The sequence below is a fragment of the Shewanella baltica genome, assembly GCF_900456975.1.
Taxonomy (GTDB): domain Bacteria; phylum Pseudomonadota; class Gammaproteobacteria; order Enterobacterales; family Shewanellaceae; genus Shewanella; species Shewanella baltica.
Genome location: NZ_UGYM01000002.1, coordinates 4,256,434 through 4,276,454, shown reverse-complemented (window position 1 = coordinate 4,276,454; position 20,021 = coordinate 4,256,434). Strand labels below are relative to the sequence as shown.

Here is a 20,021-nt window from a genome sequence, read left to right as displayed (position 1 = left end):
ATTTCACAGCTTGATTTTTATCTGCGAGTTAAAGTCGTTTAATAGCATACAAGACAGGGTAATAGCGGTGATGACGACGGGCTCTTGGTGTAAAGCGGTAGTGATGGGATTATGCCTAAGTGTCATTGGGCTCAATCAGTCCTATGCCGATGACGTGCCGCAGGTGAATCACTTTAAAGTCGGAGTGTTGGCCAACCACGGCGTATTACAAGCCAAGCAGCGTTGGCAACCTATGATGGATTATCTGACTGAACAAGTGCCCAATAGCCATTTTGAAGTGGTGCCCGTCGACTTTAATGGCATGCGTAGCCAGTTACTCGGCCATGATTTGCAGTTTATCGTCACCAACCCCGGGCAATATCTACATCTAAGCAATAACTTCCCGCTGTCTTGGCTCGCGACGATGAAAAGCCGCAAGCATCAGGGCAGTACTTTTACCATAGGCGCGACTATTATTGTCCGCGCCGATAGCCCTATCCGCACCCTGCAGGATTTGCGCGGGCGCAATGTGGTCGCCAGTGATCCGCAGGCATTAGGCGGGTATCAGGCGGCCATGGGGTTGCTTCATAAAATGGGCTTTTTACCCGAACAGTTTTTTGGGCAAGTGCGCTTCCTCGGTTTTCCATTGGAGCCGCTTGTTTATCAAGTCCGTGACGGCAGCGCCGATGCTGCCATCGCGCCTTTTTGCACCTTAGAGGAAATGATCGCAACTGGCCTAGTTAATCAGGCCGATTATCGCGTGATCCATCCGACTAAACCGGCAGGATATGATTGTGAGGTGAGCACTCAGTTATACCCCAATTGGTCATTCGCAGCTGCGGATACGGTTGCTCCTAAGCTGACGATGGCGATCACCCGCGCCTTATTTGATTTACCCGCCGACCATGTCGCTGCCATTACCGCCGATACCTTGGGCTGGACGGCACCGGTGAGTCAGTTGAAAGTCATTGAGTTATTTAAGGAATTACAACTTCAAGGTGCGTCGCCGCCACTCTATCAAACTGTATACAAATGGATGGCGAAAAATAAAGAGTGGGGTGGTGTGCTGCTATTAATCTTCATTATTTCGACTATTTATCACCTGTGGCTCGAATATAAATTTCGCCAGAAAAGTGAGTTTTTAGTTAGCACTGAGCGGCAGTTAAAGGATAAGGCATTGCAGCTTGAGCGACTGCAAAGTGCGGCAATTCTGGGGGAAATTGGCGCTGGCCTTGCCCATGAACTCAATCAACCCATAGCCGCCATTACCCAATACAGCGAAGGCGCCATGCTGCAATTGGAAAGGCTTGGGCAAGATAATCCCGAACTTTATGATGTGCTTGGGAAAATTAATGCGCAGTCGATTCGCGCGGGTGCGGTTGTGCACCGTATTCGCGGTTTACTCAAGCGGCGTCAGGCCAAGACAGAGCCGTTAGATATCGTGCTGGTGGTGAAGGAGGCGTTAGCTTTACTGCGGCGCGAGTTAGACCGGGCCAATGTGCAAGTGAATGTGCGAGTGCAGGGTGAGCCCTTTGAGCTGATGGGGGATAGCGTTGGCTTAAGTCAAATGTGGGTCAATCTCGTGAAAAATAGCTTAGATGCGCTAGAGACCTGCGGCGATAACCGCGTGCGGCAATTATGGATCGAAATCTATTTTCAACCGCATGAAATCAAAGTATTAGTGATTGATAATGGCGAAGGGCTACAGGGGCAGGCGAGTGAGTTGATGGCATCTTTTGCCTCAACCAAAGATGCAGGATTAGGCCTAGGTTTAGCCATCTGTAAGGATGTGGTCACCCGCCATCACGGCAGCATTCAAATCGAAAACTGTCAGCAATCCACGCAAGCTTTACTACCTTGGCAGCAGGGCTGTGTGGTCACGGTGGTCTTACCTAAAGGCTAATGTGCATAGTTCCACTTAGCTGCAGATCAATTGCATTAGGGCAGTGGATAGTCTTGGGCGAATTGACCAAGTTTTTCCACTAAAAACTCTATGGTGCGCCGTATTTTATGGCTGGGATAATCGGTTTGCAGGTACACCAATTGCAGTGGGATCGGCGGTGCGATTTTATCGGTTAACACTAGGTTGAGTCTGCCTTCAGTGACATCCTGCGCCACATCGAGCCAGCTTTTGTAGGCAATCCCACGGCCTTCGATCGCCCAGTCGCGGATTACTGCACCATCGTTACAAAAACGTTTACCCCTGACTTCGATTTCAACGGGCGCGCCGTTATGGCTGAATTTCCATTTCTGCCACGGCTCACCGCCGCGATTTAAAATCAGCACAGCATGTTGGCTGAGTTCATTTAGTGTGCTTGGTGTGCCATGTTGTGCCAGATAAGTGGGTGAGGCGACCAGTACTCTTGGGGTCATGGCGAGCTGACGCCTTTTCAGATTTGAGTCGTCAAGCTGGCCATAGCGCAAAGCCAAATGGATATTTTGGTCGATTAAGTCTGTCATATGATCGCCAAAATACAGCTGCACTGTCAGTTCTGGGGCGCTGTCCATCAATTCATCGAGCCAAGCACGGATCTGGCTGCGGCCAATATCCGAAGGTAAGGCGAGGCGTACTTCGCCCTTAAGCTCACCCCTGTGTTCGGCTAAATTGGCGCTGGCGGTTTCGAGAATCGCCAGTGCGGGTTTCGCCGAATCGAGAAAGATCCGCCCTTCTTCTGTGAGCTGTAAGCGCCGCGTCGAGCGAGCAAATAGCTGACATCCTAGCTTTTTCTCTAATCTTTGCAGCGCGGCACTTGCCGCTGCCGGCGTCATGCCTATTTCTTTACTGGCTGCCGAGAGACTCTCTAAGGCTGCGATACGCAGCGCTAATTGCAGATCGTTTAAATGATACATATCAAATTATTTTTGAAAATGATTTTAATAATAGCCTGATTATCAATATAGATTAACTAATGCACAATTGCACCACTGATGTTTCATCTTAATTTCTGGTTCGGAGTGTGTATGAGTCTTTTCATGTCTTATAAATTAGCGTCACTGGCATTAAACAATCGCATTGTGATGGCCCCTATGACTCGGGCGCGTACTACGCAGCCAGGCAATATTCCGAATGATCTGATGGCGCAATATTATGCCCAGCGCGCCTCGGCGGGGTTAATCATCACAGAAGCGACACAAATCTCCGATGACAGCCAAGGTTATTCATTTACGCCGGGCGTGTATACCGCTGAGCAAATTGAGGGCTGGAAAAAAGTCACAGCGGCAGTGCATCAGGCTGGTGGTAAAATCTTCAATCAAATTTGGCATGTTGGCCGTGTATCGCACCCGATTTTTCAGCAGGGTAATGCCCCGATTGCGCCATCAGCTATTGCGCCCGTTGGCACTAAAGTATGGATTGTGGATGAAGCGCATCCTGAAGGGCAAATGGTGGATTGCCCAGAACCTAGGGCTATGGTGCAAGCCGATATCGACCGCGTTGTGGCCGATTTTGCACAGGCGGGAGTGAATGCGGTTGCGGCGGGTTTTGATGGCATCGAAATTCACGGCGGCAATGGTTATCTGATTGACCAGTTTTTACGCACCAATTCAAACCACAGAACTGATGCCTACGGCGGTTCTCAGGAAAATCGCATTCGTTTTTTACTCGAAATTGTCCAAGCCGTGAGTGCGAAAATTGGTGCCGATAAAGTCGGGGTTCGCCTCGCCCCTTACGTGACGTTTAAAGATATGGCGTGTCCTGAAATTGTAGACACTATTCTGTTAGCGGCTAAGCATTTATCGGCATTGGGCGTGGCATATTTACATCTTTCAGAGGCGGATTGGGATGATGCGCCGCAGGTGCCAGAGTCCTTTAGAGTCGAGCTGCGTAAAGTCTTTAAGGGCAGCATTATTGTTGCGGGTCGCTATGATGTGGCGCGTGCCAATGAGGTGATTGATAGCGGTTATGCGGACTTAGTCGCCTTCGGTCGTCCTTTTATTGCCAATCCTGATTTGCCTTACCGTTTAATGCATCAATTGCCTTTATCTGCATTCGACAAAGGGCCCTTGTTTGGCGGTAGTGCGGCGGGTTATACCGATTATCCTACACACAACGAAGCATTGAGAGCCGTTATCCGTTCGGATGACGATGAGGTGGCATAATGGATCGGGTTAACCGTTTATCTGTGCAGCGATATCCCGCATGGCTCAGTCTAAGTTTATGGTTTTCAGACGTTATTGGTATCGTAATTGTGGGTTTTAGCTTAGCCAGTCTGAGCATGGATGCGATGGCCGACCAAGTCGGCGCGACCCCAGAAATCACTAAAGTACGAGCGGCGTTAGTACCTAAAGTCTCGGCAATGGAAACGATTTCTGATGAATCACCGCAGGCACAAGTTATCGCCCGCGCCGCCTTGTTATATGCCAGTTTTTGGCACACGGGCGATGCAAGTTTTGCCCACGGCGCATTGGCGACTGGTTTTATCGACCGTACTCTGCCCGCTGGCCGCGCACAGGGAATCACGGGTCCACTCGAAGCCTCAAAGGCATTTAGGGCAGCGGTCCCCGATCTCTCTGTTTCAGTTGAGCATTTGCTAGTCGTTGGCGATCGTGCAGTGGTGCGGCTGCGTTTTAATGGCCGCTTCACTGGTGTCTTTGGTGAGCAAAAAGACCAAGGGCAGAAAATCGATTTTCGTGCTGTTGACATGTATCGAGTACGGGATGGTTTCATCACAGATAACTGGCACCTCGAAGATTATCAAACGCTATTTTCTCAATTAGCTGCAGGGACTTAATCATGAATCAACGTCGACGATTTCTAATGGCAGGTGGCGCCATCGCTGCTGGGTTCGGCCTAAGCCAAACTGCGCTGGCTATTGGTTTACCCTCATTAGATACCTTAGAAAATGACTCCAAAAGTTCAGGCGGCAGTGGTATGAACAAAATATTTTGGCCAAGTGGTGAGCAGTTAGTGATTTCAATCTCAATGCAGTTTGAAGCAGGTGCTCAAGATAAAAATGCCGAAGGGCCGTTTCCGCCTTAGATAAGTTTATCCAGTACGTGAAAGGTCACGACAGCGTTGGCTTTATGCGTAAAGATGCCATTGCTAAATGGGCGCTGGCGCAAAAGGACACGCCGACCAATCCTGCAAGAACCTTTTAGCCTGCTATAACTCTCGTTCTCGTTGATGGCAGTTGGAAGAGGTGTAATGGTTAACAAAAAGCGCGTTGTTTAACGCGCTGTTTGATTTTGGGAACCTTATTACTGCGGGTCGGAAGCGATTAACGCGTGGCCAACATGGCCCAAGTGCGGCGACCTTGCTCTAGAATAATCCCCACTGCGAGCCCTGCGGCGGCATTGATGGCAAGGCAAGTGACGGCTGTGGATAAAATCACAAAGATACAGAAGGGCTTACCATCGATTAAGCGTTTCGACCATGCCAGTTGCAGCCCCGCAGTGGTTAGCAAACTGCCGAGAATAGCCATAGGAATAAGGCTTAATAGCCAAGCGATATGACTGCCCCAGCACAGGGCGATCACTAAACAGGTACTGCCAAAAATTAACGGCGCTAGGTAAGTGCGGGCGCCAAAATGGTATTGCACCGCAAGCCCCCCCGCGCCGTGGCACATTGCTGAGGCACCAAAGGGCGCGAGCAGTAAATTAGCAAGACCTGAGCTAATAGCGAAGTTTTTGGGTGTGAGTTTGGCTGCATCTTCAGGGAATTTCTCCTGTGCCATTACAGATGTGGCAATGACTGCATTGGTTAAGGTTAATGCCAGTTGTGGCAAAACCAACAAAAGGGCGGCAGAGGTCCACTCAACAGACGTCGGCCAAGCCAATTGAAACGGCGCTGTCATGGTTTGGATATCAAGATTAGTGGCTAAATCCGTTTGAGTACTTGCCTGCCAAATCATCCCCGCGGCTATGACTAAGGGCATGGCAAGGTAGCGAAACGGCAAAAATTTACTGATAAAAAGCAGTATAAAAGCGCCTACTCCAACCAGCCAAAACTCACTCATCATCTTAGTGCCCATCCACATCAATTGCAGACCGATGGCGAGTTGAATACCCACACTCACAGCTTGGGATAACTGTCTTGCTAACCAAGTAATGGCGCCGCTAAAGGCCAGAATTAACAGGATAATGCCCATCAACATGGCGCTTGCCTGCAACATACCTGGCGTCAAGCCTTGGGCGATCACCAGTGCGGCGATGACTTTCATCGGTTGTACGGGAATAGGGCGACGGTAAAACAGTGCGCTTAAGATGGCGAATAAACCAAAGCCCAAAAAAATCCCTTGGGGTGAAAATTGATTAAGGGCAATCAGCCCCAGCACTAAAGGTAAAAAAGTGCCCAAGTCGGCAAAGGCACCACTGGTTTCACCTAGTAAACGGTTGAATGAAGGATGGGATACTGTTTGGGGGATTTTGCCCGAGGTCATATAGGTTGCCGCAATTGAACACGTTATGACTACGCAAAATAAATGCCATAAAAATCAGGTGATTTGGCGGGTAGACAGAGTCAAACTACCGTACGGCGTCACTCAGTGAGACAAACTGGGGCAAGGCTGAAGAATGGCTGAGTCTAAATGTCTGTGTTTGTGCCAGAGTGGCAACATCATAAAAAAGAGATCTTAGTGAAACACTAAGATCTCAAAGGGTATTGCAGGGAACGGGCTAGTTAAGGCTGTTTATGTTTCGGTCCTTGTTTAGTTTTCATTGGGTCACCTTGATAACCTAGGGCTTGCCAATCGAGTCTTGAGCCTTTGTTATGGCAGTCGTTGCAATTTAAGGCTTGTGCTTTAGGTGAAACCATATGGTTGATACGCCACCACATTTCCGTTTCAGCAAAGCCATATTCGCCACTGTATTTCAGGCCTTTTTCTACCATAGTCGGGTTGGCTTCCATTCCAAGTTTGGCAGCTAAGTTCCAATCGAAATCGTTCCAGTAACCCCCTTTGCCATAGACTTTAGCGGTCACAAAGACATTGAGTTTTTTGTCGTAAATTTGCTTACCAGTGTGAACTTTGAAGGGATAAATTTTAGCCTTAGCATCATTAATATCGCCTATGGGGTAGGTGAGTTTAGTGATGGCATTCGGGTCCATTTTATCGCCTGTCATGTACGCATTGGCTGTACCGTTGTACCAAGCATATTGAGGTTTCACCATTTTCTCCCAGACAAAGTTGCCTTTTTTCTTCTGGTAAGTGTGTTTGCCGTATTGGTCTACGGCTTCTGGTTTATCCTCACCTGCGGTTGACCAATCCCAACGCATTTTAGTGGGTTCATTCTTAGCAAAGTAGGGGATATGGCAGGTTTGACAGGCAACCGTTGCCGTATGAGTGTTGAGCTTCTTATTGCTGTGCGGTGCGCTGTCGTGGCAGTTTTCACAACCAATATGGTCTACACCACCGGGAGATACGCCCATCGCATTGCCCGATATCTGATGTTTTTCAGTGGTGTGGCAGTTCTGACATTGAAAGTCATTACCGTCGCTATCCATGTGTACATCAGTTGCTTTGTCTGGGTAAGACATGGAAGAGTCAAGATCGCCATGTTTCACCGCATCGCCACCACCGCCATAGAAGTGGCAACTGCCGCAGTTGTCGCGAACTGGCTTACCGACATTTTGGGCGATTTTAGCTAAGTCGAGTTTTGCCATTGGCTCGCCCGCGCCTGCAGGATCTTTTACATAAGTTCCAGTCGTATCGTGGCAGACAAGACAATCAACTTTAGTTTTATCTTTAAAATCAAAGTCATTGTCTTTCCAACCGTAGCCTGCGTGACAGCTAGTACAGCGAGGTTCGTTACCTGAAATTGAGGTGCAGAAGTTATTGATACTGTTCTTTTTGCCCCTAAGTACGGTTCTGTCGGGCAGCTTTTGTTCTAACTCCCAAGTCCAGTGGGAGGTTTTCATTACGTCTGTGGCTTGGTCTTCATGGCACACTAAACATTGTGCCGTGACTTGCGTACCCGTCGCAAAGGGGCCCTCGAGCACTTCTTTATGTGGATTGGCGGCATAGGTATTTAATGTCATACCCGCCAAGGCAATGAGTAAGAGTCTTTTCATTTTGTACTCCCGCCCTCGGCTTGACCGAGGGCTAATGGCTGTTATCTATGACGGATTAGAAGTTAATTGTGAGTGAGGCGTTCACGTCGAAGGCGGTATCAACCACAGGCAACATGGAATAAGCCGTACCGGCTAATACATCATCAATTTTTTGCGGAGCACCCACAGGTGTGCCGCTACCTGTGTATTCATAGTCGTAGTAAAGCCCGGCCAGTTTGATAAACATTTTGGGATTGATATCAAAGATGTAATAGGCTTCGGCCACATGACCACGGGTGGCAAGTTTGCTACCGATAGGGTCGTCTTGGGCTTGGGTGAAGGGTGTCCAATATTTAGAACCATAGTTATATTCCAGACCAAACTTACCGTAGGGTGCAGGAATTTGTACGCCGACATAGATGCCGTAACCGTCTTTGGTATCACTATCGTCACTGGTTTTAGGCACCATAATGATCTCAGTACCAGTGCTATTTAACTCAGCCTCGAAGATAGCATCGGATAACATGCCACCAAACATACCTGCGTTGCCATTGGGCTCGGCGCGAGTCCAGCCGAGTGAGGCAAACCATTTAATATCGTTTGCTTCTTCCCGTGCAAAGCCAATCCCGCCTAAGTACATGTCACCAATCACACCGCTGGGTTGTACTCGGGTAACAAAGTTAAAGTTGTCGAACTTTTGCATATCTTGGTACATGGTCGGAGCAAAAATTCCCGCTAATTGGGTTGGAAAGGCCATAGTGCCTTTAAAGCCGTCATTTACGTTTTTCGCGCCAAACAAGGTGAATTGCAGGAAGTTAGTTCCATCGTTGATGGCATCGATATTAAAACCACCTAGGTGGGTATCTTTAGTGACTATGTCACCAAACATTTCGCCATTGCCCCATTGTGATTCAAAGCCTTGGCCGTAACAAAAACGGACAACTTGCCCTTCAACCCCGGTGATTTCCCCTAGGTTATAACCTAAGGTGGCGCCATCGAAGTTGAAGTTAACTAAATGGCCTGAAGGCGTGCCGCCACGTAGCTCGTTTTCACGGTAGTGGCTTGGTGGGCCATAGGTGGAAGGGCGACGGCCAATGGAGAGATAAAACTCGGAGCCGTTGATTTTTTTCCAGTCAAAATAGGCGCGTTCGACCCGCAGCCAGTCGCCACTGGTATTGCCGCTGCTGGTGCCATCCATAGTGAAAGATCGCCAAGAGTCAAACACTTGCACTCCTGTGGAGTCGCCCCAGTTTTTGAACATACTGAGACGGCCAGCAAAGCTGACGTTATCCCATACTTTTGCCTTGAGGTTGAGGCGCAGACGAGTGGTGTAGTAGATGTCGTTATCTATGTCCTGCACGCTTTTGGGGGCGAGCACATAGGGCATCACGCCCTGCAACATGCCATTTTGGAAGGCGGCGGCAAGGTCTGGATTGGCTTGCATCATTTTGCCAAGTGGCGAATTTAGATCGTTGGGCATGCCGAAGGCGCCAGACATAGCTTTGGCGCCAAAGTCGTTGAAGTTAACCTTCATCGCTGGGCTCCAGACTACATCTTGGTAATGCAATGAATGGGCTTTAGTGCGGAAATCACCTGTAATTTCAAGTCGATCTAAGGATGTGTGTCGCTCGGTTTTATCTACGCGATCATTAAGATTATCCAATTGCTCGGTAATATCGGCAAGTTGCTGCTTGAGTTCGGTAATTTTTTGCGTTTCATTTTGCACATCGTTCGGTGCAGCAAGGGCTTGGCCCGACATAAACAAGGCATTAGCAACGAGTATTGAGATAAGGGTACGCATAAGGTTTCTCCCTGAGTTTTTCTGTTGGCGCTATCTCGCTAAGAAGCATTTCGCCAAATTTACCCAATAGGAGTCCCTGAGGTGTTTCCCCATTTTTCTCGCATTGGTTTTTTAAATTCTTTAAGTCAATGAGTTAGGTCGCAGTTGCAGGGCTGCTTTCTACCATTGCCTTAGGCCGTTAAATTGGCAGAGATCAGCCGCAGGTTTGTGGTTGGTCTGAGTCGGCGGCGTGGTCATACAAAAATTGCTGTATGTCCTTGAGGTCTTGTTCTGTGAAGCCGTTGAATACCTCTGGTTTGAGTTTGTGCTTATCTTTATCAAAGAAGCGATCCCATTGGCTCATAGTCTTGGTCATCGGTGTGAGTTCACCGCCTTCGCCACCTTGGCTATGGCAGGCTTTACATTCTTTTTTGTATAAATGTTTACCTTTCTTTGGGTTACCACCGTCTGCTGCGTAGGCATTGATACCTAAGCTGCCTATTACGGCCATTGCTATTGCTATCTTGGTTAATGTTTTCATCATCTCATTCCTTACTTTTGTGGCCATTTGTATGACTTTGTTGGCTAAGTGTTTTTATTGATTCCGCCTTGTGAACAAATTTATCAAAAACCACAGTGAGTAAATTTGAGGTGCATCACTTCCATTAAAAAAATCTAATTGATAAAAACTTCATTGATAAAAATCTAATTGACTATATTTTGTCGCGGTTTACGTCATTTTTATTTCAGTAAAACCAATAGGTTGATTTTTTAGCTAAATTAGCCATGACGATTTTACCTGTCGTGTTTGGTACTTAACACGCAAAAAGTGACTGTGACTTGGTTAACACTTTGTAAAATATGCATTAACTAAAGTAGCTATTTTAAAATTAGCGAGATGGTGGAGGGATGTGGCACTAAGCTGAAAATGCCACAGCATGATCAGATATTTTTAGTTTTTGGCTCGGGTTTGATGAGTGTTTCTGAACCGTATAAGCCTAAACAGTCTAGGCGAATAGGGACTCGGGACTGACTATCAGCTTAGTGAGTGGTGGGCGATTCGGTGAGATTTAGCGGAGGCTCGACACCATAGGATTCAAATAGCCGAGTGATTTCGCCTGAGGTGCGCATGTCGTCGACTATCTGGTGAACTTGCTTGGCATATTGATGCAGTGGCGACTTGAGCGGAATGCTGAAATAGCGACCGTTCTTGCTGATGTCGACGTATTCCATCTGCTTAAGTTGGGGATCTTTAGCAAAGAATGGCATCTCATGTTGTTCGGAGGTGATGGCTAAATCGATACGTTCTGCCTTCAACATATTGATTAACTGGCCGTTATCATTAACAAAAGACACTTTTAGTTGGTTTTGATTGTCATTGAACTGCGGACAGTAAAAAGCGCCTCTGAGTGCGCCAATGATATAAGGCTTTAATTCATCGAAATTTTTGACCTCAAGCTGTCGATTCGCAAGGGCAAAGTAATAGACGTAGCGCTTGTCGTAGCCCAGTAGCATAGGGTCCAGAAAATCGTTGCGCTCGGGTGTCATCGAATGGACGGGAATGAGGTCGACTTGTCCCGTTTCGGCGACTTTAATCGTGCGTGCCCAAGGCACATTACTCCAATTTACCTTGTGACCTAGATGGGTGATAACTTGATTGATCACCGCAGCACCTGGGCCTTTGCATTCACCATTTTCGAAATAAATAACAGGATGCCTATCGCGACAGTGTGCTTGCCAGACAATAGCAGAGGTTTCTGCTCTCGCTTGGGGCAGAAATAAGCATGAAATGACGATTATCAGTATCAGCCTCATTCATCTTGCCTATTAAAATGGTCAGTTTTAATTATCGGGCTGGACAGTTAATCCGACTAGGTTTTATGTCTAGTCATTTAGCCGTACAGGTTTAGTGAATACAATGATTGTAGTGCTTATAAATCCACTGTGCTTTTTAAGTAATTATAAATGCACTCTATTTTGCCACTAAAAGGTTTGGCTTATTTAATTTGGCCAAACCTTTTCTGGGGCTTATTCGCTACTGCGAAACTTACCTATACAGACTCAAGATAGGGCGTTAATTGAGTTTCAATGGCCTCAATTTGGGTTTCGGCGTAGACAAGCTCGGATTCTGTTAGGCAAGATTTAGCGTTGGTTTGATAGAGCAGCTGATCGCTATTCATACCGTATTTGCCAAAATGACGCAGTAATAAGCTAGACCAAATAAACACTTGTACTGGCTTGTTTAATCGCTCCGCGCCATAAATATCCACCAGTTCTTGCATGGCATTTTCATTACCTAGCTCTGCCGATTTGATGTACCAAGCTTCTGCTGCCTGTAGATCCTCTCGCGTAGGATTTTCACCACTTAGAAACGATTCAGCCTTGTTGCCATAGAAATAGGCTTGTTGCTCAGTGGGGATCGGATACTGATGCAAGAAACTGTCACGCAGCCGCTCGGCCTCTCTTATCTCTAAGGTGCCTAATTGTTGACTCAATCTGACTAATTCTTTTAGGTGATCAGCGCTATGGCTCATGGCCGCGAGCTGATAATACATTAACGCTTTAATCGGCTGGCGGCTCACGCCTAAGCCTTGTTCATGTATTTTGCCTAAGCCTGATAGGGCGTCCTCATTCCATTCTGTGATGAGTTCTTCGTAGTAATTTTTGGCTTTTAGGTAGTCATCATCATTTTGCGGGTCGACGAGTAAAAGATTGGCCAACGTGACCTGAGCAAAGCTATTACCTGCTTCACAGGATTTCGTTAACCAATAACGGGCCTTGACATAATCCACTGGAAAATCTTCGCCATAAAAGAAGCGTCTACCCAAGTAAAATTGTCTGAAATCATTGTCTTCGGCTTGTTCGCTGAGCAAAGCCTCTGCGCGAGCTACATCTTTTGGCCCACCTTGGCCTGCGAGGAGCATATTGCCTAAGTGCTCTTTGGCCAGTTCATCGCCTTGAGCCGCAGCTTTTTCAAAGTACTGTCTCGCTTTGGCAAAGTCAGACGTCACTCGTTTGTCATGCCAATAAAGCGCTCCTAGGTGGTAATCGGCATCTGGATGTTGTTGGGCTGCAGCTTTTTCAAACCAATCAATGGCTTGAGTCGCATCTGGATCGAGTAAAGGCTGCCTTTCATATAAAAGCCCAAGTTCATACTGAAAGGCGGCATCGCCTGCTTCAGCATTGGATTTGAGCTGAGCCTCCAGCATTTCTAGATCTTCCCGCGTTTGCGCTTCTGGCGAAAGCAAATTCGGTAGCGTTAACAGTGATAAGTATTGGGCATCCAGTTCGGCCGCTTTTTTATACCAATCGTTCGAGGCTTTAGCATCGGCTGGCACTTGTGGAAATCGGCCCGAATATAATTCGGCAAGGGTGATAGCCGCAACTGCTAGCCCTTTATCCACGGCTTGATGAATAAAATCTAAGCCTGTTTCTACTTGATCTTTATTAATCAGTGCGATGCCATGATGGAGTAGCGCATTGGGCTCTCCTGCGGCAAGCGCTTCGGCTTGAGCTTGTTTTTTTTGATATTTAGCGAAGAAAATAAACAGTACAACAAAAGAAATAATTATGAGTATCAACAACATAGTAATCCATCACTATCGATATTTGGGAGCATAGTAAACGTAAATTCGTACAAGAATGCAAGTTTACAATGTGAGCTAGGCTGACTGACTACGCCGGTCAACCCCAGGATCATTAGCGTTATTTATCTTGCAGATGGATCTCCCTGATGGGGCAGGCAATCTCTATTCCCGCCTGCTTAAGGGCGTTGTAGAGGGCTAAGTTCACCTTATATTTATGCTGAAAATAGCTTTGCGTGGGCACCCAATAGCGCACTCCCATTTCAATCCCGATAGCATTAAAACCATTGATGCCGACATTGGGCATGGTCTCTTGATAGACATAGGGATTGTTGCTCAATAACTCAGTGATCACACTAATGGCCCGTTCGGGATCTGTGTTGTAACTGAGATTAAACTGGGTTTCGACCAGTTTATTGCTAAAGGAATTATGCAGGATCTCACCGACGATATGCTTATTGGGAATGCTGATTTGTTCGCCTTCCTCATTGGTGAGTATGGTCATGCCTAAGTGAATACGTTTAACGACGCCGCTTTCCCCTTTGATTTCGATAGTGTTTCCCACCACGAAAGGACGGGTGACGATAATGGTCACGCCGGCGGCATAGTTGGCCAACATGCCTTGCAAGGCTAAGCCAGCACCTAAGGAGGCTGCACCAATGGCTGCCACCATAGGGGTGACGCTGATGCCAATTTTGCCGAGGGCGATGATCCCAACCATGATGATGATCAGAATGCGGATCAGGTTACTGACAAAATTACTTAAGGTAATGTCGATATTGTGTTTTTCGAACTGCTTCGCGACTAAACGTGATGCCTTACTGGCGACCCACAAACCCAGTAAAAAGATCAGCAAAGCGCCGACCAATTGGAAGCTATAGGTAACTAAAAACTCTGTGATCAGCTGATAAACGCCTTGTAGTTGCTGCAATTCCTGATCGAGTCCAGGTGTTATCATTATGATATCCTTGTAATAAACTTAACTGTGCGATTATAGCGCAGAAATCCCATCAAATGCTTATTCGCCATGCATGTGTGAAGCGTATCATGTAATCGCGGTTGGTTTAATGAGTCGATAGGGGGAGTCAGGTATGCTGTCCGCCTATCCAATAATGGAGTCGAGTGTTTATGAAAACGCTGTTGTTATGTCTGTCTTGTCTATTAACCCCCATGTGGGCCTATGCTGCGAGTTATGTTGCTGGCGATGCGATTAATCCTATTTCACTTCTCGATCAAAATGATCAAACGATAAGTGTGACAGATGAAACTCAAGTTTTACTCTTTAGCCGCAGCATGAAAGGCGGCGATGTGATTAAAGAAGCACTCACGCCTCTGAGTACGACTCAAATGCCTGCTGGGTTAGTTTATGTCGCGGATATCAGTGGCATGCCTTCTTTGATTGCTAAGTTTGTTGCTGTGCCACAAATGCAAGATTTACCCTTTGCGATTGGGTTAGATAGGGAAGGTGAGATCAGTCGCTTATTACCCGATACCAAAGATATGGCCACTATGATATTGCTTAATCAGCGCAATATTTTAGATATCGCCTATTTTGATTCCAGTGAAGCCTTGGGCCAAGCACTCACAAAATTGAATCAGCCGCAGTAACGATTCAACTTACTTGAACCATTTTAAGGCATCACATTAGCTCGTTTTCGTGGCGTGCTCGCCCCTCAAGCTTATCGCTTTGGGATGGAAATGTTGGCTTGAGCCAGTCAATCCATCTCCTTTGCGATAACGTCGTAAAAAATTCACTTTTTATTCTGCTAATGCACACAAATTTACCTTATACCAATCACATTAAATATCTAATCAGTTCAGAGCCTCACAGGCATCTCAATCCAAGGCGCATTGACGCAGAAATGGTTATTCCCTTTTAAGTCAATGCAACACCGGAGTGGGATGCCTGTGTGGCTCCCGAAGGGCGGCTGATGTTAAAGGCATGGCAACGCGCTTTATACTGCGTTCAAGGCTTTCGACAGAGCACCACTATGCCTTCAAGCCTTCGCCTTGTCTAAAGCGCGTTGAATTCCCGCTCAATGAACAGATATTTAATACGATTGGTATTAGGGTTTGTGTGCATAATCATTTGTTTTATAGAGGCTTTTTTTGGTGGTCTGGCCCCTTAAAACATTGTGGAATAAAAAGTTATAAATTCAGCATAAAAATTCGTTGCGTAAAGCGATAAAATATCGTTTACTGCGCACGTTTTTTAAGACATTACACTCACTTTTATCTACCTGACCCAAAGGAGACTCTGGCCCAATGAGCCAATTTCAATCTATTGATGTTGCTGACTATTATGACATGGACACATTCAAGCGTATTGAAGCGTATGCCAAAGACAAAGCAACCCCGTTCGTAGTGATTGATACCAGTATCATAGCGAAACAATACGATGACATGGTTAATAGTTTTCCTTACGCCAACGTTTATTATGCAGTTAAGGCAAACCCCGCGGCCGAGATCTTATCTTTACTTAAAGATAAAGGGTCAAACTTTGATATTGCCTCGATTTATGAGCTAGATATGGTCATGAATGTCGGCGTGACAACCGACCGAGTCAGCTACGGCAATACCATTAAAAAGCGTCAAGATGTACGTGCATTTTATGAGCGTGGTGTGCGTATGTATGCATCCGACTCAGAGGCCGATCTACGTATGATCGCCGAAGAAGCACCGGGATCGCGTATTTACGTGCGCATTCTGACCGAAGGCACAGATACGGCTGACTGGCCGTTATCGCGTAAATTCGGCTGCCAAAACGAAATGGCCTATGAGCTATTAGTATTGGCGCAGGAATTGGGCTTAGAACCTTTTGGTATTTCGTTCCACGTCGGTTCACAGCAACGTGACATCGGTGCTTGGGATTCTGCCATTGGTAAAGTGAAAAGCATTTTCGACCGTCTGCGTGATGAGCACAATATCACCCTGAAGATGATCAACATGGGCGGCGGTTTCCCTGCTAACTATATTGATAAAACCAATCAATTGGGTGTGTATGCCGAGCAGATCACTCACTTCCTGAAGGAAGATTTCGGTGACGATTTACCGCAAATTATTCTGGAGCCGGGCCGTTCGTTGATTTCTAACGCGGGGATTTTAGTGTCTGAAGTGGTACTGATCAGCAAAAAATCCTACACAGCGTTAGAGCGTTGGGTATTTACCGATGTGGGTAAATTCTCAGGCTTGATTGAAACGATGGACGAGGCGATTAAGTTCCCGATTTATACTGATCGTCAAGGCGAGCTGGATAAATGCGTTATTGCCGGCCCAACCTGCGACAGTGCCGATATCATGTATGAGCACTACAGCTATGGTTTACCGAATGACTTAGCCATTGGTGATCGCATGTATTGGTTAACCGCTGGCGCTTATACGACGACGTATTCGGCAGTGTGCTTTAACGGTTTCCCACCGCTGAAAGATTACTATCTGTAAGCTATTGTGGTGACATGAATAAGGGCGCTTAGGCGCCCTTGTTGTTCGGTAAAGAAGTTTGGGATTACTCGTGGGATTTGAGGATCTGATAAATCTCTTCTTTTAGGTGTAACTTTCTGCTTTTGAGTTCTTTCACTGTCGGATTGAAATCACTGGCGACACGTTTTTCCAGTTGTTTGATTTCCTCGTCTAACTGATTATGCTCGTTAAACTTACGTTGAAAATGAGCATCTTGGGTTTTCAGGGTGGAAATTAATTCTCTGTACTCTGGAAACATCGGCATTCTCCTTGTCGTCATCTACTACACTTCTGGTTTCGCCTTAACCCTAACCTTTCACTCTATAGTGAAATGTGACTTAGATCACCTTTCGTCCCGCTTCAGATTAATACTAAATGATGATTTATTTTAATCATTTATAAATCATTGGATTAGATGATTTCGGCCGCTGTCTATGGCATGTGATTAGGATCTGGTTCACACTTTGTTAGGCATAAATCAGACTGACATTCGCAGCGCGGGCAAATTTGCTATCTTGTGATCAGATGTGAGAGCAATTGGTAATTTCATTACGACTAAACAATTACCTCTTGCCGATAATTCTGTGATCAAGTTAACCTTCACCGCTTCGATACTAGGTTAAAGTCGATTTTATAAGAATTTAATTATCAAAAATGAAAGGGGTTTTCACAATGGCTGATGTATTTCATTTAGGTTTGACCAAAGCAATGCTCGATGGTGCAACTTTGGCAATCGTTCCTGGTGATCCAGAGCGCGTAAAACGTATTGCCGAACTAATGGACAATGCGACGTTTCTTGCTAGCCACCGCGAGTATACAAGCTATTTAGCTTATGCCGATGGCAAGCCAGTAGTCGTGTGTTCAACCGGTATCGGTGGTCCATCTACTTCTATCGCAGTAGAAGAACTTGCACAGTTAGGTGTGAATACCTTCCTGCGCGTTGGCACTACAGGCGCAATTCAACCCCATGTGAATGTGGGCGATGTGATTGTGACTCAAGCTTCAGTGCGTTTAGATGGCGCGAGCTTGCACTTTGCACCTATGGAGTTCCCTGCGGTTGCAAACTTTGAATGTACCACTGCTATGGTTGCAGCGTGTCGCGATGCAGGCGTAGAGCCACACATTGGCGTAACGGCTTCTTCTGATACTTTCTACCCAGGCCAAGAGCGTTATGACACTGTCACTGGCCGTGTAACGCGTCGTTTCGCGGGTTCAATGAAAGAATGGCAAGATATGGGTGTACTGAACTATGAGATGGAATCTTCCACTTTGTTCACTATGTGTGCCACTCAAGGCTGGCGTGCAGCCTGTGTTGCTGGTGTGATTGTAAACCGCACCCAACAAGAAATTCCTGATGAAGCTACAATGAAGAAAACCGAAGTAAGCGCGGTTTCTATCGTGGTTGCAGCAGCGAAAAAACTGTTAGCCTAATTTTTATTACGCTAAGCGACACTCCCCTGCAAAGTGAGTGACCAAACTAAAAAAGGTGCCAATGGCACCTTTTTTGTTACTTCAAAATTGTGTCTATACCGATTAGAAGTGGTATTGGGCAATCACAGAGTAAGTGTCTTGATCGACGCCTTTCACACCGTATTTATTGGTCCACAGATCGTATTCAATACCCACCAATAGTTTATTGGCTTGATGATCACCGAACAGACTCTTACCTAGATCGTATTTCAGCTGTGGATTGAAGTGGAAGTTCTCCTCGTAGCCATTATCATCGGTGGCAAATACCCAGTCGATAAAGCCATCGAGCACTATGTTGGCTGAGCCAACGGGAATGTCGATGCGAAATACTGGGGTGAACTGCCAGCCGTCACTGTTGTTACCTGTGCTCATGCCATTGCGGCGATAGGTGTTAAAGTTAAGATAAGTGAAGTATGGTACTGCTACGTCAACGCCTAAACCGTACAGCAGGCTGTGAACTGGGCCTTCACCTTCTTCATAGGTCAGTGCCAGAGACAAATCTGTCACTGGACCAAATGCGATTTTCTCGCCGAGGATTTTGCTGGCACTGAAGCGTGGCGAAATCTCACCATAGGTGGTGCTTTCCATGCCCGTGTCGTTACCTTTGAAATAGATAAAGTCTTGGAAGGCAAACCAATCACCGTATTTCCAGCCGCCCGCCGTTTCTAAGGTGATAGTAGCTTGTTTGTCCGATGGTGCTAAATCGTAGTCTTCGCCATAGAGGGCTGTTGCACTGAAATCCCACCATTGTACTAAGTCACCCGCAAATGCTTGAGGAGAAAGCATGAGTGCTAGGCATAGGCATGTTTTTTTCATTGTTATTTCCTGTTGTATAGGTCGAAGTTAATTCGTGTCTTACTCAATCTGCTCTCTGACCTATGGCATGGTTTGATGGGTAAGTTCAAACCATGCGTGGGTGTACGTCAAAGGACTGGCACAAAAGTGGGGGCAATATATGCAAAAATTTACATTTATTCAAAGTTTTTATCGAATGTTGTTGTCAAAATCACATAATCGTTATGGTGGAAATTCATTTTTAGCCGATTGATTTTAAATGGATTTTTTTATGAATGAATAAGTGTCGGCTTTGAGGTTTGCTATCTTTTTGAATTGATTATGCTTAATCTTAAAACAACCTAAGGGCATTGCCGTGTGGATGTGGGAGAATGAGGCTTAACACATAGGCGATTGATTGCGCGTTTGGCTGAGTAAATTTTGACATATTATGTCGCTTATCCGAAACGCTGCTGTTATAGTTGCTGCAAAGGACACTCTCATTTCAGGGGGAAATATGGAGTTTTCAAATCCGATTTTAGTGTGGGCTGTGGTGGGGCTAGTATTCATGCTCGCCGAAATAGTGGTTCCCGGTGGCATCATAGTGTTGCTGGGTGCGGCTTGTTTAGTCGTGGCTGGCGCGTTAGGCATAGGACTAGTCGAAGGCGTGGTGCAGAGCATGACCCTATGGTTTATCTCGGCCATTGTGCTGTTATTGACCTTCAGACAAGTGACTCAAAGGCTCGTTGGTGGTGATTCCCATGTGGATAACACGGATGAAGCAATCGATCTATACAATCAAATTGTTCGCGTTAAGCAGACCATAGGTCCTGGGCAAGCACCTGGGCGGGTGGAATTTCAAGGTAGTGAATGGCCAGCGCTTGGCGATGGCACCACTATCGCTGCGGGGACCGAAGTCAGAATTATTTGTCGTGAAAATATCGCTCTAGTCGTTGAGCCTATTTCAATAGAAGCTTCCAAAAACTAAAGG

At 46.4% G+C, this 20,021-nt stretch carries 17 protein-coding genes and 1 pseudogene; 8 read left to right on the top strand and 10 right to left on the bottom strand.

Going from position 1 to position 20,021, the window contains the following annotated elements; translation table 11 throughout:
• Positions 1–70 precede the first annotated feature (70 nt).
• Positions 71–1,882, top strand: coding sequence for a sensor histidine kinase (locus DYH48_RS19080; protein WP_115335648.1), 1,812 nt, complete (start codon positions 71–73; stop codon positions 1,880–1,882).
• Positions 1,883–1,917: 35 nt separating this feature from the next.
• On the opposite strand, the gene DYH48_RS19075 is transcribed toward DYH48_RS19080, so the two are convergent.
• The gene (locus DYH48_RS19075) at positions 1,918–2,829 is read right to left on the bottom strand and encodes a LysR family transcriptional regulator (protein WP_115335647.1); all 912 of its coding nucleotides are present in this window, start codon (positions 2,827–2,829) and stop codon (positions 1,918–1,920) included.
• A 111-nt stretch (positions 2,830–2,940) separates the two neighbouring features.
• Between DYH48_RS19075 and DYH48_RS19070 the strand changes: the two genes are divergently transcribed.
• From DYH48_RS19070 to DYH48_RS19060, 3 genes and pseudogenes are all read left to right on the top strand, one after another.
• The gene (locus tag DYH48_RS19070) at positions 2,941–4,077 is read left to right on the top strand and encodes an alkene reductase (RefSeq protein ID WP_115335646.1); all 1,137 of its coding nucleotides are present in this window, start codon (positions 2,941–2,943) and stop codon (positions 4,075–4,077) included.
• Positions 4,077–4,709, top strand: coding sequence for an ester cyclase (locus DYH48_RS19065; RefSeq protein WP_115335645.1), 633 nt, complete (start codon positions 4,077–4,079; stop codon positions 4,707–4,709). Before DYH48_RS19070 ends, DYH48_RS19065 begins: the two co-directional genes overlap by 1 nt.
• Positions 4,710–4,711: 2 nt before the next feature.
• Positions 4,712–4,954, top strand: a pseudogene (locus DYH48_RS19060) (polysaccharide deacetylase family protein); the annotation flags it as partial.
• Between the two features lie 241 nt (positions 4,955–5,195).
• On the opposite strand, the gene DYH48_RS19050 reads toward DYH48_RS19060, so the two are convergent.
• The 7 genes from DYH48_RS19050 to DYH48_RS19020 form a co-directional block, all read right to left on the bottom strand.
• On the bottom strand, positions 5,196–6,356 hold the full coding sequence (locus DYH48_RS19050; protein ID WP_115335644.1) for a putative sulfate/molybdate transporter: 1,161 nt from the start codon (positions 6,354–6,356) through the stop codon (positions 5,196–5,198).
• A 239-nt stretch (positions 6,357–6,595) separates the two neighbouring features.
• Positions 6,596–7,984, bottom strand: a complete 1,389-nt coding sequence (locus DYH48_RS19045) for a tetrathionate reductase family octaheme c-type cytochrome (protein WP_115335643.1) — start codon at positions 7,982–7,984, stop codon at positions 6,596–6,598.
• A gap of 55 nt (positions 7,985–8,039) precedes the next feature.
• Complete coding sequence (locus DYH48_RS19040) at positions 8,040–9,764, bottom strand: DUF3373 domain-containing protein (protein ID WP_115335642.1); 1,725 nt, start codon at positions 9,762–9,764, stop codon at positions 8,040–8,042.
• A 193-nt stretch (positions 9,765–9,957) separates the two neighbouring features.
• Positions 9,958–10,287 carry a cytochrome c gene (locus tag DYH48_RS19035; RefSeq protein WP_006087070.1) on the bottom strand — a complete coding sequence of 110 codons (330 nt, stop codon included), beginning with the start codon at positions 10,285–10,287 and terminating at the stop codon, positions 9,958–9,960.
• Positions 10,288–10,784: 497 nt separating this feature from the next.
• Positions 10,785–11,558 (bottom strand): substrate-binding periplasmic protein, encoded by a 774-nt coding sequence (locus DYH48_RS19030; protein ID WP_115335641.1) that lies wholly within the window; start codon positions 11,556–11,558, stop codon positions 10,785–10,787.
• 236 nt (positions 11,559–11,794) lie between these two features.
• On the bottom strand, positions 11,795–13,330 hold the full coding sequence (locus tag DYH48_RS19025; RefSeq protein ID WP_115335640.1) for a tetratricopeptide repeat protein: 1,536 nt from the start codon (positions 13,328–13,330) through the stop codon (positions 11,795–11,797).
• 118 nt (positions 13,331–13,448) lie between these two features.
• On the bottom strand, positions 13,449–14,285 hold the full coding sequence (locus DYH48_RS19020) for a mechanosensitive ion channel family protein (RefSeq protein WP_063883323.1): 837 nt from the start codon (positions 14,283–14,285) through the stop codon (positions 13,449–13,451).
• Between the two features lie 170 nt (positions 14,286–14,455).
• Here DYH48_RS19020 and DYH48_RS19015 point away from each other — a divergent pair, with 170 nt between their 5' ends.
• Both DYH48_RS19015 and DYH48_RS19005 read left to right on the top strand, forming a co-directional pair.
• Positions 14,456–14,935, top strand: coding sequence for a hypothetical protein (locus tag DYH48_RS19015; protein ID WP_115335639.1), 480 nt, complete (start codon positions 14,456–14,458; stop codon positions 14,933–14,935).
• 657 nt (positions 14,936–15,592) lie between these two features.
• Positions 15,593–16,768 (top strand): type III PLP-dependent enzyme, encoded by a 1,176-nt coding sequence (locus DYH48_RS19005; protein ID WP_115335637.1) that lies wholly within the window; start codon positions 15,593–15,595, stop codon positions 16,766–16,768.
• Between the two features lie 64 nt (positions 16,769–16,832).
• Here the strand turns inward: DYH48_RS19005 and DYH48_RS19000 are convergent, their stop codons facing one another.
• Positions 16,833–17,045 (bottom strand): HP1242/YdcH family protein, encoded by a 213-nt coding sequence (locus DYH48_RS19000; RefSeq protein WP_006083288.1) that lies wholly within the window; start codon positions 17,043–17,045, stop codon positions 16,833–16,835.
• A gap of 413 nt (positions 17,046–17,458) precedes the next feature.
• Between DYH48_RS19000 and udp the strand changes: the two genes are divergently transcribed.
• A complete protein-coding gene (gene udp / locus DYH48_RS18995; protein WP_006083287.1) occupies positions 17,459–18,217 on the top strand; it encodes a uridine phosphorylase in 759 nt (252 codons plus the stop codon).
• Positions 18,218–18,319: 102 nt separating this feature from the next.
• On the opposite strand, the gene DYH48_RS18990 is transcribed toward udp, so the two are convergent.
• Entirely contained in the window at positions 18,320–19,072 is a 753-nt protein-coding gene (locus DYH48_RS18990; protein WP_063883325.1) for an outer membrane protein OmpK, read from the bottom strand.
• Between the two features lie 475 nt (positions 19,073–19,547).
• Between DYH48_RS18990 and DYH48_RS18985 the strand changes: the two genes are divergently transcribed.
• On the top strand, positions 19,548–20,018 hold the full coding sequence (locus DYH48_RS18985) for an NfeD family protein (RefSeq protein ID WP_012586650.1): 471 nt from the start codon (positions 19,548–19,550) through the stop codon (positions 20,016–20,018).
• The last annotated feature ends 3 nt before the right edge of the window (positions 20,019–20,021 follow it).